This is a genomic window from Streptomyces sp. NPDC055815 (genome assembly GCF_053616475.1).
This window is the reverse complement of sequence record NZ_JBSHDU010000002.1, coordinates 13,459-29,135: the sequence shown is the minus strand read 5'-3', so window position 1 is coordinate 29,135 and position 15,677 is coordinate 13,459. Positions and strand designations below refer to the sequence as shown.

The following is a 15,677-nucleotide window of genomic DNA, read 5'->3' as shown; positions in this document are numbered from 1 at the left end:
GCGGGGGGCCGCGCGGGGGCGGGCGCCCCCCCCCCCCCCCCGGCCGTTTCGGACAACCATTGACGCAGGTCCCGGCGCCTATTAACTTCGCTATACGGATTGTTGATTCCGTGAAGCGGAAAACAGGAGGATGCAGGATGGGTCAGCAGGAGAAGGTGTCGACGAGCCTCGCCGGCGCGGTCAGCGAGGGCATCAGCGCCTCCCTCGCAGCGGTGGACGCCGAGCTCGACCGGCGCTACCCGGGAGACCCCGGCACCCGCCAGCCCGTCCACACCGTCTACGTCCCCGGCAACGTCTTCGACGCCGGCACCATCCGCTCCTGGGGTGACCAGGCACTCGCCGCCCTCGACGAGCACGCCCCCGACGCCGCCTCCTTCGCCGCCGTCCTCGGCCTCTCCGACGAGCTCGCCGAGGACGTCTACGGCCGCGTACGGGCCAAGCTGGAGCGCGAGCCCATCGAGGACCTCCGGGTCGACTTCGAGGACGGCTACGCGGGCACGGACGAGGACCAGGACGCCGCCCGCGCCGCCCGGCTGATCAACGAGGCGTACGCCTCCGGCACCGCCGCCCCGTACATGGGCATCCGGATGAAGTGCATGGAGGCCGCCGTACGCGACCGCGGCATCCGCACCACCGACATCTTCCTCACCGGCCTCCTGGAGAACGGCGGCCTCCCCGACGGCCTCGTCCTCACCCTCCCCAAGGTCACCTACCCCGAGCAGGTCTCCGCCTTCGTCCGCCTCCTGGAGGCCTTCGAGAAGGCCCACGGCCTCGACGCCGGCCGCCTCGGCTTCGAGATCCAGATCGAGACCAGCCAGTCCATCCTCGCCGCCGACGGCACCGCCGCCGTCGCCCGCATGATCGACGCCGCCGAGGGCCGCGCCACCGGCCTCCACTACGGCACCTTCGACTACAGCGCCTGCCTCGGCGTCTCCGCCGCCTATCAGGCCAGCGACCACCCGGCCGCCGACCACGCCAAGGCGATCATGCAGGTCGCCGCCGCCGGCACCGGCGTCCGCGTCTCCGACGGCTCCACCAACGTCCTGCCCGTCGGCAGCACCGAGCACGTCCACGAGGCCTGGCGCCTGCACTACGGCCTCACCCGCCGCGCCCTCGCCCGCGCCTACTACCAGGGCTGGGACATGCATCCCGGCCACATCCCCACCCGCTACGCCGCCGTCTTCGCCTTCTACCGCGAGGGCTTCGAGACCGCCGCCAAGCGCCTCTCCGCCTACGCCAACCACGCCGGCGGCGACGTCATGGACGAGCCCGCCACCGCCAAGGCCCTCTCCTCCTACCTGCTGCGCGGCCTGCAGTGCGGCGCCCTCGACAGCGCCGAGGTCGACGCCCTCACCGGCATGACCCGCGCCGACCTCGACCGCTTCGCCGCACCCCGCCGAGGCGACCTCACCGCCACCACTGATCGCTAAACGGTCACTTTTCCGCCAACTGCCCCGTACCCTGGTCGAGTTCACATGATCGACCGGGGGACGGGGCAGCGGTGTCATCGGGGGAGAACGGGCGGCTCGCGGGCCGCTACAGAATCGTGCGGCAGCTCGGGCGCGGAGGCATGGGCGTCGTCTGGCGGGCCGTCGACGAGGTCCTGGGCCGCGAGGTGGCCGTCAAGGAACTCCGTACGTACTCGGACGCGGCCGCGCCCGAACTGGCCGACCTGCGCCTGCGGATGACCCGCGAGGCCCGCGCCGCCGCCCGCGTCCGCCACCCCGGAGTCGTGGCCGTCCACGACGTCACCGAGCACGAGGGACGGCCGGTCATCGTCATGGAGCTCGTCGAGGGGCCCTCCCTCGACGGCGTCCTCGGCGAGCGCGGCACGATCGACCCCGCCGAGGCCGCCCGCATCGGCGCCCACGTCCTGGAGGCGCTGGCCGCCGCGCACGACGTCGGCGTCCTCCACCGCGACGTGAAGCCCGGCAACATCCTGCTCGACACGTCGGGCCGCATCGTCCTCACCGACTTCGGCATCGCCACCATGGAGGACCCCGGCGACGGCTCCGCCACCCACCTCACCCGCAGCGGCGAGATCGTCGGCTCCCTCGACTTCCTCGCCCCCGAGCGGGCCCAAGGGCAGGACCCCGGGCCCGCGTCGGACGTCTGGGCGGTGGGAGCGACCCTGTACGCGGCGGTCGAGGGCGCCTCGCCCTTCCGCCGTACGTCGACCTGGTCGACCCTCGCCGCCATCGTCACCGAGCCCCTCCCGGAGCCACGCCGCGCCGGCCCCCTCGCGCCGGTCCTCCTCCGCCTCCTGGACAAGGACCCCGCCTCCCGGCCGAGCGCACGCGAGGCGGCGCGCCTGCTCGCGGAGGTGGGACGGACGGCGCCGGAACCGGCACCGGAAGGGGCCGCTGAGGAGACGACCGCTGAGGAAACGACCCCTCAGGCACCGCCCGCGGTGGGCACGCCCTCGCCGCTGCCGTACGGGACTCCCGTGGAGCCGAACCCGTACGCGGGAGCGGCCGCGAGCACCCCGCCGACCCCGCCGCCCGCCGGGGCCTTCGGTCCGGCCCTCCCCGTGCCGCCCGTCCAGCTCGACGCGGGCACCGGCGGACGCGCGGCGACGCGAGCCGCCCGGCGCGCCGGGACGAAGCCGCGCCGGGGCAACGCGCTGGTCGCCGCCGCCGTGGCCGCCGTCCTCCTGGCCGGAGGGGGCATCACGTACGCCCTCATGGACCACGGCGGCGGCGCGCGGGCCGCGGGCGACACCCAGCAGGACGGGGACCAGGACGGCGCCGCCGGGGGCGAGCCCGGCCGTGTCCTGGACCCGGGGAACAGCGCCGCGCCTTCCGGGCAGCCGGGCGGCACCGCGACCCCCTCCGCCGGCCCCACCCCCTCCGGCCGGGAGTCGGGCGCGGTGGCCGGCGGAGCGCCGGCGACCGCCGGTCCCGGCACGGACGGCTCGGATCCGGGCTCGGCGGCGGGCGGTTCGACGGCGGGCGGCGCCGGTTCGGGCACCGCCTCGGGGGCGGGCGGCGGAGGCGGGACGACGGCCACGACCAAGCCCGGCGGAGAGGCCGGTACCAGCGGCGGGACCACCACGACCTCCGGCGGCGGCACCACCGCCGCGCCCACCACCGAGGCCCCGCCGGCGGCCTCCGGCTGCGCCGCCTCCGGCTCCTCCGCGACCTGCCAGGTCGTCAGGAGCGCCACCACGACCCGGTACGACGGCGGCGAGATGGGAACGGTCGGCGCGGGCCCGCACTCCTTCTCCTGCCAGGTCGACCTCGACCGGACCGAGACCTATGGCGGAAGCACCAGCCGCTGGTTCGCCCGCACCGACGACGACAGCGGCAACACCAACGTCTACCTGAGCGTGCTCCACCTGTCGGGCGGTGCGGGCGGCGGTCCCGTGGCGGGCCTGCGGATCTGCTGAGCGAAGGGCCTCAGACGGCCGGTGGCGCGATCTCGCCCGATCCACGGGCGAGCAGCGTCGTGCCGAGCACCAGCCGCTCGGGTGCCTCGTCCGCCCCGTCGAGGCGCCGGAAGAGGCGCTCGGCCGCGGTCCGGCCGAGGGCGGCGGCGTCCTGGGCGACGACGGTGACGCCGAGCAGGTCGGCCAGTTCGATGTCGTCGAAGCCGACCAGGGCGACCGGCCGCCCGTGCCGGGCGAGGGCCCGCACCACGGTGACGGTGACCCGGTTGTTCCCCGAGAACAGGGCCGTCACGGGTTCGGCGGCCGCCAGCATCTCCCGTACCGCCGTGTTGACCCGCTCCGGGTCGGTGGAGCCGAGGGAGACCCAGGCGTCCCGGACCGGGAGGCCCGCGTCCTCCATCGCCGCGCGGTAGCCGCGCAGCCGCTCGGCCGCCGTGTGGATGCCGGGACGGTCGCCGATGAAGCCGATCCGGCGGTGGCCGTGCGCGATCAGATGGGCCACGCCCGCGCGTGAACCGCCGAAGCTGTCGGAGAGGACGGCGTCGGCGTCGATCCGCCCGGCGGGCCGGTCGACGAAGACCGTGGCGACACCGGCCCGCATCTCGGGCTCCAGATACCGGTGGTCGTCGCCGGCGGGGATGACGATGAGACCGTCGACCCGGCGCGCGCAGAGAGCGAGCGCCAACTCCTGCTCCCGGTCCGGGTCCTCGGCGCTCGAGCCGTTGAACAGCAGGGCCCCGTGCGCCCGCGCGACCTCCTCGACCGCCCGGCTGAGCGGCCCGTAGAAGGGGTCGGCCAGGTCCTCCAGTACGAGCCCGACGGTCGCCGTCCGGCCCTTGCGCAGGACCCGCGCGCTGTCGTTGCGGCGGAAGCCGAGCGCCTCGATGGCCTCCCGGACCCGGCGCTCGGTGTCCGGGGTGACGCCCGGTTCGCCGTTGACCACCCGGGACACCGTCTTGAGGCCGACGCCCGCCCGGGCGGCGACGTCCTTCATCGTGGGCCGATTGCCGTAGCGGGGCTCGGTGCGGCGGGCGTTGTCGGCCACGATCTGTGGTTCCTCCCAAGCGTGACGAGTCGATCTCGGTTCGAGCATAGAGCCTGGACAACGTTGTCATCCCGGGAAAGACCGTGGAGACTGTACGGAACGACTTCCCGCCTCCCGGCCGCCGACTGGAGCCTCGACACCCATGCCCACCGAACCCGCCACGGGCCTCGTCGCCGCCCTCGACATCGGGGGCACCAAGATCGCCGGCGCCCTGGTCGACGGCGAGGGCCGCATCCGTGTCCGCTCGCGACGGCCCACGCCCGCGCGTGAGGACGGCGAGACGGTGATGGCGGCGGTCGAGGCGGTCCTCGCCGACCTCGCGGCCTCGCCGCAGTGGGAGTCCGCCGGGGCCGTCGGCATCGGCAGCGCGGGTCCGGTCGACGCCTCGCGGGGGACCGTCAGCCCGGTGAACGTGCCCGGCTGGCGCGACTATCCGCTCGTCGAGCGGGTCCGCCGGGCCACGGCCGGCCGGCCGGTCACCCTCGTCGGCGACGGCGTCGCCATGACGGCGGCCGAGCACTGGCTCGGGGCGGCCCGCGGCCACGCCGACGCCCTCTGCCTCGTGGTCTCCACCGGCGTCGGCGGCGGGCTCGTCCTCGGCGGCCGGGTCCACCCCGGACCCACCGGCAACGCCGGTCACATCGGTCACATCCCGGTGGACCTGGACGGCGATCCCTGCGCGTGCGGCGGACGCGGCTGCGTCGAGCGCATCGCCGCCGGCCCGCACCTGGCCCGCCGTGCCGTGGAGAACGGCTGGCGGCCCGGGCCCGACGGAGACGTCTCCGCGGCCGCCGTGGCCGCCGCCGCGCACGCCGGGGACCCGATCGCCGTCGCCGCGTTCGCACGAGCCGCCCAGGCGCTCGCGGCGGGCATCGCCGCCACCGCCACCCTCGTCGAGATCGACATCGCGGTCGTCGGCGGCGGGGTGGCGGGCGCCGGTGAGGTCCTCTTCGCCCCGCTCCGGCGCAGCCTCCGCGCCTACGCCACGCTCTCCTTCGTCCGGGACCTGACGGTCGTCCCGGCGGTCACGGGCACGGACGCGGGCCTCCTCGGAGCCGCCGCGGCGGCCCTGCACACGGGCGCGGGCAGCACGGGCTGACCCGGCCCTGCGCTCACTCCCGCACCCGCTCGGGCGCCCGCTGCTCGACGATCACCAGGAACGCGTCGGACTCCAGGTCCATCACGACCCGGGCCGGCACCCCTTCGTCGCGCCGCGCGCCGGCGAACTCCTCCGCCGGCCAGCTGCCCCGCGGGCCGCCGGCCGGAAACCGTTCGAGAACCCTACGACTCATTCTCCGCACCCCCTCGTGCTTGCCGTTCTCAACGACGGCCGCCCGGAAGTGTCACGCACATGCCGAGACATGTGTTCGTGGTTTCCGTGGCAGGGTGTTGCGGGCAAGCCACTGGGGGCTATCGAAGAGGGGGAAAACGTGATCGTCTGGATCAACGGTACGTTCGGTGCGGGAAAGTCCAGCACCGCGCGCGAGCTGGTCGATCTGATCCCGAACAGCACCCTGTACGACCCCGAGCTCACCGGCGGGGGGCTGCGCCGGCTCCTGCCGGCCAAGCGGCTCGCCGAGGTCGAGGACTACCAGGACCTGCCGATCTGGCGCCGCCTGGTCGTCGACACCGCCGCCGCCCTGCTCGCCGAGGTCGGCGGCGTTCTCGTCGTCCCGATGACCCTGCTCCGCCAGGAGTACCGGGACGAGATCTTCGGAGGTCTCGCCGCCCGCAGGATCGAGGTGCGCCATGTGCTGCTCGCCCCGGAGGAAACGATCCTGCGGGAGCGGATCGACGGCCGCGCCGAGTACGGCGACCCCGAGGTCGACGCACGCGTACGGGAGTGGTGTCACCAGCACCTGCCGCCGTACCGCGCCGCCCTCGACTGGCTCGCCGCCGACGCGTTCACGCTCGACACCTCGGCACTCACCGCGGCCGAGGCCGCCCGGGCCGTCGCCGACGCGGTCGGGGCCGGGCACGCCGCGCCCTGCGGCATCGTCCAGACGCCCGAGCCGACCGGCGAGACCCTCGCCGCCGGCGTCCTGCTCTTCGACGAGCAGGACCGCTTCCTGCTCGTCGACCCCACCTACAAGCCCGGCTGGGAGTTCCCCGGCGGCGTCGTCGAGCCCGGCGAAGCCCCGGCCCGGGCCGGCATGCGCGAGGTGGCCGAGGAGATAGGCCTGGAACTCGACGCCGTACCCCGGCTGTTGCTCGTCGACTGGGAGCGCCCGCAGCCCCCCGGCTACGGTGGGCTCCGGCTGCTCTTCGACGGCGGCACGCTCCGTACCGCCGACGCCGAGCGGCTCCACCTCCCCGGCGCCGAACTCCGCGGCTGGCGGTTCGTCACCGAGGAGGAGGCCGAGGAGCTGCTGCCCCCCGTCCGCTACCGCCGCCTCCGCTGGGCGCTGCGCGCCCGCGAACGCGGCACGGTCCTCAACCTGGAGGCGGGAGTCCCGGTGGGCTGACCGCCAACGCCAACGCCGACGCCGACGCCAACGCCTGGGCCTACGCCTGGGCCTCCGCGGCCGCCGCCGTCAGTCGCTGTGCCGTGTCCGTGGTCACCGGGGCCCCGTGCCCGCAGCACAGCACCGTGGGGGCGAGCTTCGCGAGGGTCCGCATCGAGTCCAGGGCGAGGGCGCGGTCGACGTGGAAGACGCCGAACATCACGTCCGGCACCGAGGCCACCGTGTCCCCGGCGAACAGCACGCCGTGGCGCGGCAGATGGACGGCGATCGAGCCGGGGGTGTGGCCCGGGGCGTGCAGCACCACGGCCCCGTCGCCGAAGCCGAGCTCCTCGCCGTCCTCGACCTCCCGGTCGACGCGGGTCGGCGGCGCCTCCGGCGTGGTGAGGCCGTGCGCGAAGATCGGGCGCTCCCAGTCCAGGAGGTCGGGCTCCGGTACCGGGGCCTCGCCCCGGATCACCGGTGCGTCGAGCGGGTGGGCGAGGATCTCGGCCCCGTGCCGGTCGGCCAGCTCCTGGGCCGAGCCCACGTGGTCCCGGTGACAGTGGGTCAGCACGATCCGGCGCAGCCGTTCCGGGTCCAGGCCGGCCTCCCGTATCGCCGCGTCGATGCCGTCGGCGGTGCCGGCCCAGCCGGCGTCGATGAGGGTCAGCTCCTCCTCGTCCTGCCACAGATAGGCCTGGCCGATGGAGAAGTCGAGCAGGTGCAGTCGCGGGGTGATCCGGGTCAGTTCGATGGATGCCATACGGCGAACCTACGCATCCGCGCAGGTCCGCCGTATGCTTCTACGCTCTCGGCGAGCTTCGCCGAGCGCTGAACCGACCGGCCGTCAGACCTGCTTCGAGCGGGCGTAGTTGACGAGGAAGTGCGCCTCGGCGACCGAGAGCCGCTCCAGCTCCTCCGGCGAGACGGACTCGTTCGGCGCGTGGATCTGCGCCTCGGGCTCGCTGAGACCGATGAGGAGGATCTCCGACTCCGGGTAGAGCGAGGCCAGCGTGTTGCACAGCGGGATCGAGCCGCCCATGCCCGCCGTCTGCATCTCCTCGCCGGGGTACGCGATCCGCATCGCCTCCGCCATCGACGCGTACGCCGGGCTTGAGGTGTCCGCCTGGAACGGCTGGCCCTGGCCGACCTGCTCCAGGGAGACCCGGGCGTCCCACGGGGTGTGCTTCTCGATGTGCGCGAAGAGCAGCTTCGTGACCTCGGCCGCGTCCTCGCCCGGCGGCACCCGCAGGCTGATCTGCGCGCGGGCCGACTTCGGGACCGACGGGGTCGCGCCAGCGACCGGGTGGGCGTCGATGCCGATGACCGTGACCGCGGGGCGGGCCCAGATCCGGTCGGCGACGGTGCCGGCGCCCGGCAGGGACACGCCGGAGAGGACCTTGGCGTCCTGGCGGAAGTCCTCCTCCGGGTACTGGAGGCCCTCCCAGACCTGGTCGCCCGCGAGGCCGTCGATGACGGTGGAGCCGTCGGGGCCCCGCAGCGAGTCCAGGACGCGGATGAGCGCGGCCAGCGCGTCGGGCGCGGCGCCACCGAACTGACCGGAGTGCAGGTTGCCCTCCAGGGTGTCGATCGTGACCCGGATCATCGTCATGCCCCGCAGGGTCGCGGTCACGGTCGGCAGGCCCACGCGGAAGTTGCCCGCGTCGCCGATCACGATGGCGTCGGCCGTCAGGAGCTCGGGGTGCTGCTCCGCGTACCGCTCCAGACCGCCGGTGCCCTGCTCCTCCGAGCCCTCGACGATGACCTTGACCGTCACGGGCACGCCGCCGTTCGCCTTGAGGGCGCGCAGCGCGAGCAGGTGCATGATGAAGCCGCCCTTGCAGTCGGCGGTGCCGCGTCCGTACCAGCGGCCGTCGCGCTCGGTCAGCTCGAACGGCGGGGAGAGCCAGACGGACTCGTCCAGCTTCGGCTGCACGTCGTAGTGCGCGTAGAGGAGGACGGTCGGCGCGCCGGCCGGGCCGGGCAGGATGCCGTACACGGCCTGCGAGCCGTCCGGGGTGTCGAGCAGCGCCACGTCCTGGAAGTCCTCGGCGCGCAGGGCGTCGGCGACCCAGTTCGCGGCGGCCTCGCACTCGCTGCGGGGCGCCACGGCCTCGTCCGCCACCGACTCGAAGGCCACCAGCTCCGTGAGCTCGGCCTTGGCCCGGGGCATCAGTGACCGGACGGTCTCGGCGATCGGATTCGAGGTCATGGGCACGCTCCTGGTGGGTGCGACGTTACGACGTGAGGACGACGTTCGTCGTATGTCGTGGTACGCCGAACGCACCGTCGATCCTACGGGCGGGCCTCTGGCTACCGCGCCGTAGGATGCGTCAGGAGCAGACCACCGGTCGGATCAGGAGCAGAAGCACACGTGAGCAGCGAGCACGCAGAGAACGCCGGTCCGGAGCACACCGAGCCCGCAGGCGCGGCTCCTGAGGCCGCCGGGAGCCCCGCCGGGGGTACGGACGCGGAGCCGGCGCACCTCCCGGATGACGTCGCGTCGGACGGGGCGGCGGCCGGGGAGGCCGAGGAGTCGGCCGAGGTCTGGGACGTCGTGGTCGTCGGCGCCGGACCGGCCGGCGCGTCCGCGGCCTACGCGGCGGCGGTCGCCGGCCGCCGCGTGCTGCTCCTGGAGAAGTCGGAGCTGCCCCGGTACAAGACCTGTGGCGGCGGCATCATCGGCCCCTCGCGCGACTCGCTCCCGCCGGGCTTCGAACTGCCCCTGCAGGACCGGGTGCACGCGGTCACCTTCTCCCTGGACGGCCGCTTCGCCCGCACCCGCCGCTCGCGCCGGATGCTGTTCGGGCTCATCAACCGTCCGGAGTTCGACGCGCAGCTCGTCGAGCACGCGCAGAAGGCCGGTGCCGAACTGCGGACCGGTGCGACGGTGAGCCGGGTGGAGCAGCACGGGCCTGCCGTGCCGGACCGGCGGACGGTCGCCGTCGTCCTCGCCGACGGGGAGACGATCCTGGCGCGCGCGGTCGTCGGTGCCGACGGCAGTGCCAGCCGGATAGGGGCCCATGTGGGGGTGAAGCTCGGCCAGGTCGATCTCGGCCTGGAGGCGGAGATTCCCGTGCCGCCGTCCGTGGCGGAGGACTGGAAGGGGCGCGTCCTCATCGACTGGGGCCCGATGCCCGGCAGTTACGGCTGGGTGTTCCCCAAGGGGGACACGCTGACCGTCGGCGTCATCTCGGCGCGCGGCGAGGGCGCCGCCACCAAGCGGTACATGGAGGACTTCGTCGCCCGGCTCGGCCTCGCCGGCTTCGAGCCCACGATCTCCTCCGGCCATCTGACGCGCTGCCGCACGGACGACTCGCCGCTCTCCCGCGGCCGGGTCCTGGTCTGCGGTGACGCGGCCGGTCTCCTGGAGCCGTGGACGCGCGAGGGCATCTCGTACGCGCTCCGCTCGGGCCGTCTCGCGGGCGAGTGGGCGGTGCGGGTCGCCGAGTCGAACGACGCGGTCGACGCGCGGCGCCAGGCGCTGAACTACGCCTTCGCCATCAAGGCGGGGCTCGGTGTCGAGATGGCGGTCGGCCGGCGGATGCTCGCCGTCTTCGAGCGGCGTCCCGGGCTGCTGCACGCGACGATCACGGGACTGCGGCCGGCCTGGAACGCCTTCGCCGACATCACCCGCGGCGCGGCCTCGCTCGGCGGCATGGTCCGCTCGAACGGCATGGCCCGGCGGGCCCTCGAACTCCTCGACAAGCGCATGGACACCACGTCCGGTGTCGGTCCCGCGGGGCGGGGCGTCAGCGCGCGCGAGCGCGCGGCGGCCGAGCCGGAGGGCGTGGAGGGTGCGGAGGCCCCGGAAGAGGTCTGACGGTCCGGGCCGCTCGGTTCGGCCCCGGAAGAGGTCTGACGGTCCGATCCGCTCGGTTCGGCCCCGGAAGAGGTCTGACGTCCGGTCCGCTCGGTACGGCCCCGGAAGAGGCCTGACCGTCCGGTCCGTCCGATCCGTTCGAGCGGGCTCCGCCGCCCCGGCCGCTTCAGGCCGCCGGGGTGGCGGGGCCCGTCGTCGTGATGCGGAAGACGGGGTGCTTCGGCGCGATGGCCCGGAGCTCCTGCTCGGAGGAGTCGGGGCGGACGCCGCCGAAGAAGACGCCGACCTCGGCCTTCCAGCGCTTGAGGTAGGCGCGGAGCAGGGCGGGCTTGTCGTCGTCGCCGACCTCGACGGCGGTGAACTCCTGCACGTGCTTGCCGAGGTGGAGCTGTCCGCCGCCGGCGGCCCGCATGTTGTGGGTCCACTGGACGTGGCCGCGGGGGGCGACGAGGTACTGGGCGCCGTCGACCGTCAGGAGGTTGACGGGGGTGCGGCGCCATTCGCCGCTCTTGCGGCCGCGGACGGCGAGGACGCGGGAGCCCCAGACGCTGATGCCGCGGCGGGTCATCCAGGCGACGGCGCGGTTGAAGACGTTCACCGTGAACCAGCCGGGCTTCATGACGTGGGTGGCGGGGGAGGAGCCGGCGGGCTGAGCGGACTGGGCGGACATGAGGGCCTCCTACGGCTGCAAAGTGTGAGCGCTGCTCTCGCTTGAGATCAGTGTGCACGGTTCGGTGCTCACAGGCAAGAGCAGTGCTCTCGTTTCGTTCCAGTGCTCCGAAAGTGGCACACTGCTCTCCATGACGACCGTTCGAGGAGCCCGCGCCCGCGCCCGCATCGAGATCACCGCCGCCATCAAGGACGAGGCCCGCACCCAGCTCGCCGCCGAAGGCGCCGCCAAACTGTCCCTGCGGGCCGTCGCCCGTGAGCTCGGCATGGTGTCCTCCGCGCTCTACCGGTACTTCCCCAGCCGCGACGACCTGCTCACCGCCCTCATCGTCGACGCCTACGACGCCGTCGGCGCCGCCGCCGAACGGGCCGCCGCCGAGACCGAGGCCGAGCGCCCCCTCGACCGCTGGACCGCCGTCTGCCGGGCCGTCCGCGCCTGGGCCCTCGCCCACCCCCACGAGTACGCCCTGATCTACGGCTCCCCGGTCCCCGGCTACACCGCCCCGCAGGACACGGTCGTCCCCGCCTCCCGTGTCGGTCTCGTCCTCATCGAGATCGCCCGCCGGGCCCACACGGGCGAGGGCGTCGCCCTGCCCCCGCTCGCCGAGGCCCTGCGCCCCGAGGCCGTCCGCATGAGCGCCGACTTCGCCCCTGACCTCCCGCCGGCCCTCGCCGTCGCGCTCGTCGCCGCCTGGGCGCAGCTCTTCGGCCTCGTCTCCTTCGAGGTCTTCGGCCAGTTCCACCGCGTCGTCGAGGACCGCGACACCTTCTTCGCCACGGCCGCCCGCCGCCTGGGCCAGGACGTGGGCCTCCTCCCGCGCGGCTGACACCGCCGCGTACTCCCGCGGGAGTACGGGTGACCACCCCGCTGGGCTGACGTGTGCGCGGGGCGGCCCCGGCTAGCGTGACCGGTATGGACGCCGGGATGCACAAGGAGCGGCCGCGCGGCCCCTGGGAACGAGGGGAGCGCGGCGACGGACCGCCCTGGCGACGGTGGGACCGCGGCGGCGGTCTGCCCTGGCCGTCGACGGTGCTGATCGCCGTCCTCGTCATGGCGGGAACCGGGTTCGCCGCACGGAACCAGCCGGACCGCGAGACGCTCGACGCGGTCGGCCGGGCCCTGCTCCTGCTCGGGGCGGTCCCGCTGCTGTTCCGTCACCGCAGGCCCGTGCCGGTGGTGTTCGCCGTCGCGGCCGTCACCCTGGGCTACCTCGCGGCGGGCTACCCGTACGGCCCGGTCTTCGTCCTGATCGCCGTCGCCTGCTTCGCGGCCGTCGTCCACGGCCACCGGCGGGCCGCCTGGTGGGCCATCGGCCTGCTCTGGGCGGGGCACCTGCTGCTCTCGCACTGGCTCTACCGGTGGCTGCCCCCGCCCGGCGACGGGCCCGCGCCCTGGGGTCAGGAACTACCGGCCGCCGCTTTCGCCGTCGCGGTGCTCGCCGCCTCCGAGGTCGTCCGGGTCCGGCGCGAGCAGTGGGCGCAGCAGCGGGCCGAACGGGCCGCCGCCGAGCGGCGCCGCGCCGACGAGGAGCGCCTCCGCATCGCCCGTGAACTCCACGACGTGCTCGCCCACTCGATCTCCGTGATCAACGTCCAGGCGGGCGTCGGCCTCGCCCTCCTGGACTCCGACCCGGAGCAGGCCCGCACGGCCCTGACCACCATCAAGGCGGCCAGCAAGGAGGCGCTCGGCGAGGTGAGACAGGTCCTCGACACCCTCCGTACCCCCGGCGAAGCCCCCCGCGCCCCGGCCCCCGGCCTCGACCGGCTCTCCGAACTCGTCGAGCAGGCCGCCGCCGCGGGCCTCACCGTCACCGTCTCGACGAGCGGCCCACCGGCCGCCCTGCCGCCCGGCGCCGACCTGGCCGCCTTCCGTATCGTGCAGGAGGCGCTCACCAACGTGGTCCGCCACTCCGGTTCCCGTACGGCCCGCGTACGGATCGGCAACGGCCCCGGACACCTGGAGCTGACCGTCGACGACGACGGCCCCGCCACCGGCACGGAAGCGGGCGGCAGCGGCAACGGACTCGCCGGAATGCGGGAGCGCGCCGCCGCCCTCGGTGGCACCATCGAGGCGGGCGCCCGCCCGGACGGCGGCTTCCGCGTCCATGCCGTACTCCCGCTCCGCCCGGAGGGAAGCACCCCGTGATCCGTGTCCTGCTCGCCGACGACCAGTCGCTGGTACGGGCGGGGTTCCGCGCGCTGCTCGACGCCCAGCCCGACATCGAGGTGGCCGGCGAGGCCGCCGACGGCGACGAGGCGGTGGACCGGGTCCGCGCCCTGCGCCCCGACGTCGTCCTGATGGACATCCGGATGCCCCGGCTCGACGGCCTGGAGGCGACCCGGCGCATCACCGACGACCCGGACCTCGGCGAGGTCCGGGTCGTCATGCTGACCACCTTCGAACTCGACGAGTACGTCTTCGAGGCGATCCGCGCCGGAGCCTCCGGCTTCCTGGTCAAGGACACGGAGCCGGAGGAACTGCTGCGGGCCGTGCGCGCCGTCGTCCACGGGGACGCGCTGCTCTCCCCGGGCGTCACCCGCCGGCTCATCGAGGAGTTCGCGGCCCGCTCCAAGGCCCCGGCGGCCACGGCCGCGCTCGGCGCCCTGACGGAACGGGAGCGGGAGGTGATGGCCCTCGTGGGGATCGGACTGTCGAACGAGGAGATCGCCCGCCGGCTCGTCGTGAGCCCGCTCACCGCCAAGACCCATGTGAGCCGCGCGATGGTGAAGCTGGGTGCCCGGGACCGGGCCCAACTCGTCGTCCTGGCGTACGAGTCGGGCCTGGTCCGCCCCGGCTGGCTGGGCTGAGGGCTCAGTCGCGGACCGCGACCTTGTCCGCAGCGTCCTCGGCGACGGCGGAGCGCGCGACCACGACCGACTCCACGGGCCGGCGCACCTTCCGCAGCCCCGGCAGGGTGATCAGCAGCCCCGCCAGGGCGATGACCGTGACCACGGCCAACCCCGGCCGGAAGCTGTCCAGGACGGCCTGCGGGGAAGCGGTGGCATCGTGGCCGTCCGCGGTGATGACGGCGGTGGTCACGGCGAGGAAGAGCGCGCCGCCGACCTGGATGGAGGTGTTGAGCAGCCCCGACACCATCCCTTGCTCCGCGTCGTCCACTCCGTTGGTGGCCTGGATGTTGAGCGAGGGGAAGACCAGGGCGCAGGCCGCACCGAGCAGCAGCATCGACGGCAGGATCACGGCCGCGTACTGCGGGGTGAGCGAGATCCGCAGGAAGAGCGCGTAGCCCACGACGAGGAGGGTGAAGCCGACCGCGATCACCCGGGGCGTGCCGAACCGGTCCACGATCCCGCCGATCTTCGTCGAGGAGAGCGCGACGAGCACGCCGGCCGGGAGGAAGGCGAGCGCGGTCTGGAGCGCCGACCAGCCGAGCAGTGACTGCATGTACTGGGTCACGATGAACTGGAAGGCGACGTACGAGCCGAAGAACGCCGCCGCGCCCAGCTGGGCCCGGACCTGCGAGCCGGAGCGCAGCACCCCGAGCCGGACGAGGGGACTGGCGCTGCGCCGCTCGATCAGGACGAACGCGACGAGCAGGGCGGCGACCACCAGGAACGACAGCAGCGTACGGGCGGAGGCCCAGCCCTTCTCGGGGGCCTGGACGACGGTGAAGACGAGCAGCAGCATCGCGGCCGTGCCGGTGACGGCGCCGGGCAGGTCGTAGCCGCCGGAGGAGTTCTCGCGGGCGCTGTGCGGGATGAGGCGCAGCGCGAAGACGAGGGCGATCAGGGCGACGGGCGCCGGGAGCAGCATGGTCCAGCGCCAGCTGAGCTCCGTGAGCAGTCCGGACAGGACGAGGCCCATGGAGAAGCCGGTGGCGGCGCAGGTGGTGTAGATGGACAGGGCCCGGTTGCGCTGCGGGCCCTCCTTGAATGTCGTGGTGATGATCGACAGGCCGGCGGGGGCCGTGAAGGCGGCGCTGAGCCCCTTGATGAACCGGCTCGCGATCAGCAGGGGCCCGGAGTCGACGAGCCCGCCGAGCAGGGAGGCGAGCGCGAAGACCGCGAGGGCGACGAGGAAGACCCGGCGCCGGCCGAGGAGGTCGGCCGCGCGGCCGCCGAGGAGCAGCAGGCCGCCGTAGCCGAGGATGTAGCCGCTCACGATCCACTGGAGGGTGGCGGTGGAGAGGCCGAGGTCGGTGGCGATCGAGGGCAGGGCGACGCCGACCATGGAGACGTCGAGGGCGTCGAGGAACATCGCGGCGCAGAGCACGAGGAGCGTGCCCCAGAGGCGCGGGCTCCAGCGTTCGGCGGTGAGCGGAGAGGTCATGCACAGGACGGTACATGCAC

14 protein-coding genes are annotated in these 15,677 nt (G+C 74.3%); 8 read left to right on the top strand and 6 right to left on the bottom strand.

The genetic code is table 11. The features are described 5' to 3' along the window. Positions 1 to 137: 137 nt before the first annotated feature. Both ACWGN5_RS01905 and ACWGN5_RS01900 read left to right on the top strand, forming a co-directional pair. On the top strand, positions 138 to 1,430 hold the full coding sequence (locus ACWGN5_RS01905) for a DUF6986 family protein (RefSeq protein WP_453510654.1): 1,293 nt from the start codon (positions 138 to 140) through the stop codon (positions 1,428 to 1,430). A 71-nt stretch (positions 1,431 to 1,501) separates the two neighbouring features. After that, positions 1,502 to 3,388: a serine/threonine-protein kinase gene (locus tag ACWGN5_RS01900; protein WP_453510653.1), complete on the top strand. Its 1,887-nt coding sequence runs from the start codon at positions 1,502 to 1,504 to the stop codon at positions 3,386 to 3,388. A gap of 10 nt (positions 3,389 to 3,398) precedes the next feature. Here ACWGN5_RS01900 and ACWGN5_RS01895 read toward each other — a convergent pair whose 3' ends face one another. Continuing rightward, positions 3,399 to 4,433, bottom strand: coding sequence for a LacI family DNA-binding transcriptional regulator (locus ACWGN5_RS01895; RefSeq protein WP_453510652.1), 1,035 nt, complete (start codon positions 4,431 to 4,433; stop codon positions 3,399 to 3,401). Between the two features lie 142 nt (positions 4,434 to 4,575). Here ACWGN5_RS01895 and ACWGN5_RS01890 point away from each other — a divergent pair, with 142 nt between their 5' ends. Then, a complete protein-coding gene (locus ACWGN5_RS01890; protein ID WP_453510651.1) occupies positions 4,576 to 5,532 on the top strand; it encodes an ROK family protein in 957 nt (318 codons plus the stop codon). A gap of 13 nt (positions 5,533 to 5,545) precedes the next feature. Here the strand turns inward: ACWGN5_RS01890 and ACWGN5_RS01885 are convergent, their stop codons facing one another. Further along, entirely contained in the window at positions 5,546 to 5,725 is a 180-nt protein-coding gene (locus tag ACWGN5_RS01885; RefSeq protein WP_453510650.1) for a hypothetical protein, read from the bottom strand. 138 nt (positions 5,726 to 5,863) lie between these two features. Here ACWGN5_RS01885 and ACWGN5_RS01880 point away from each other — a divergent pair, with 138 nt between their 5' ends. Next, positions 5,864 to 6,898: an NUDIX domain-containing protein gene (locus ACWGN5_RS01880; protein ID WP_453510649.1), complete on the top strand. Its 1,035-nt coding sequence runs from the start codon at positions 5,864 to 5,866 to the stop codon at positions 6,896 to 6,898. A gap of 40 nt (positions 6,899 to 6,938) precedes the next feature. On the opposite strand, the gene ACWGN5_RS01875 is transcribed toward ACWGN5_RS01880, so the two are convergent. Together ACWGN5_RS01875 and ACWGN5_RS01870 are read right to left on the bottom strand one after the other, a co-directional pair. After that, the gene (locus tag ACWGN5_RS01875; protein WP_453510648.1) at positions 6,939 to 7,640 is read right to left on the bottom strand and encodes an MBL fold metallo-hydrolase; all 702 of its coding nucleotides are present in this window, start codon (positions 7,638 to 7,640) and stop codon (positions 6,939 to 6,941) included. Positions 7,641 to 7,724: 84 nt separating this feature from the next. Next, entirely contained in the window at positions 7,725 to 9,089 is a 1,365-nt protein-coding gene (locus ACWGN5_RS01870; RefSeq protein WP_453510647.1) for a M20/M25/M40 family metallo-hydrolase, read from the bottom strand. A 162-nt stretch (positions 9,090 to 9,251) separates the two neighbouring features. Here ACWGN5_RS01870 and ACWGN5_RS01865 point away from each other — a divergent pair, with 162 nt between their 5' ends. Further along, positions 9,252 to 10,700, top strand: coding sequence for a geranylgeranyl reductase family protein (locus ACWGN5_RS01865; protein ID WP_453510646.1), 1,449 nt, complete (start codon positions 9,252 to 9,254; stop codon positions 10,698 to 10,700). Between the two features lie 166 nt (positions 10,701 to 10,866). Here the strand turns inward: ACWGN5_RS01865 and ACWGN5_RS01860 are convergent, their stop codons facing one another. Then, positions 10,867 to 11,370, bottom strand: coding sequence for a nitroreductase family deazaflavin-dependent oxidoreductase (locus ACWGN5_RS01860; protein ID WP_453510645.1), 504 nt, complete (start codon positions 11,368 to 11,370; stop codon positions 10,867 to 10,869). A gap of 130 nt (positions 11,371 to 11,500) precedes the next feature. Between ACWGN5_RS01860 and ACWGN5_RS01855 the strand changes: the two genes are divergently transcribed. The 3 genes from ACWGN5_RS01855 to ACWGN5_RS01845 all read left to right on the top strand — a co-directional run bounded on the left by ACWGN5_RS01855 (position 11,501) and on the right by ACWGN5_RS01845 (position 14,177). After that, the gene (locus ACWGN5_RS01855; RefSeq protein ID WP_453510644.1) at positions 11,501 to 12,196 is read left to right on the top strand and encodes a TetR/AcrR family transcriptional regulator; all 696 of its coding nucleotides are present in this window, start codon (positions 11,501 to 11,503) and stop codon (positions 12,194 to 12,196) included. Positions 12,197 to 12,282: 86 nt separating this feature from the next. Beyond that, positions 12,283 to 13,515 carry a sensor histidine kinase gene (locus tag ACWGN5_RS01850; protein ID WP_453510643.1) on the top strand — a complete coding sequence of 411 codons (1,233 nt, stop codon included), beginning with the start codon at positions 12,283 to 12,285 and terminating at the stop codon, positions 13,513 to 13,515. After that, positions 13,512 to 14,177: a response regulator transcription factor gene (locus tag ACWGN5_RS01845; protein ID WP_369142795.1), complete on the top strand. Its 666-nt coding sequence runs from the start codon at positions 13,512 to 13,514 to the stop codon at positions 14,175 to 14,177. Before ACWGN5_RS01850 ends, ACWGN5_RS01845 begins: the two co-directional genes overlap by 4 nt. Positions 14,178 to 14,181: 4 nt before the next feature. On the opposite strand, the gene ACWGN5_RS01840 is transcribed toward ACWGN5_RS01845, so the two are convergent. Continuing rightward, positions 14,182 to 15,657, bottom strand: a complete 1,476-nt coding sequence (locus ACWGN5_RS01840; RefSeq protein WP_453510642.1) for an MFS transporter — start codon at positions 15,655 to 15,657, stop codon at positions 14,182 to 14,184. Positions 15,658 to 15,677: the final 20 nt, after the last annotated feature.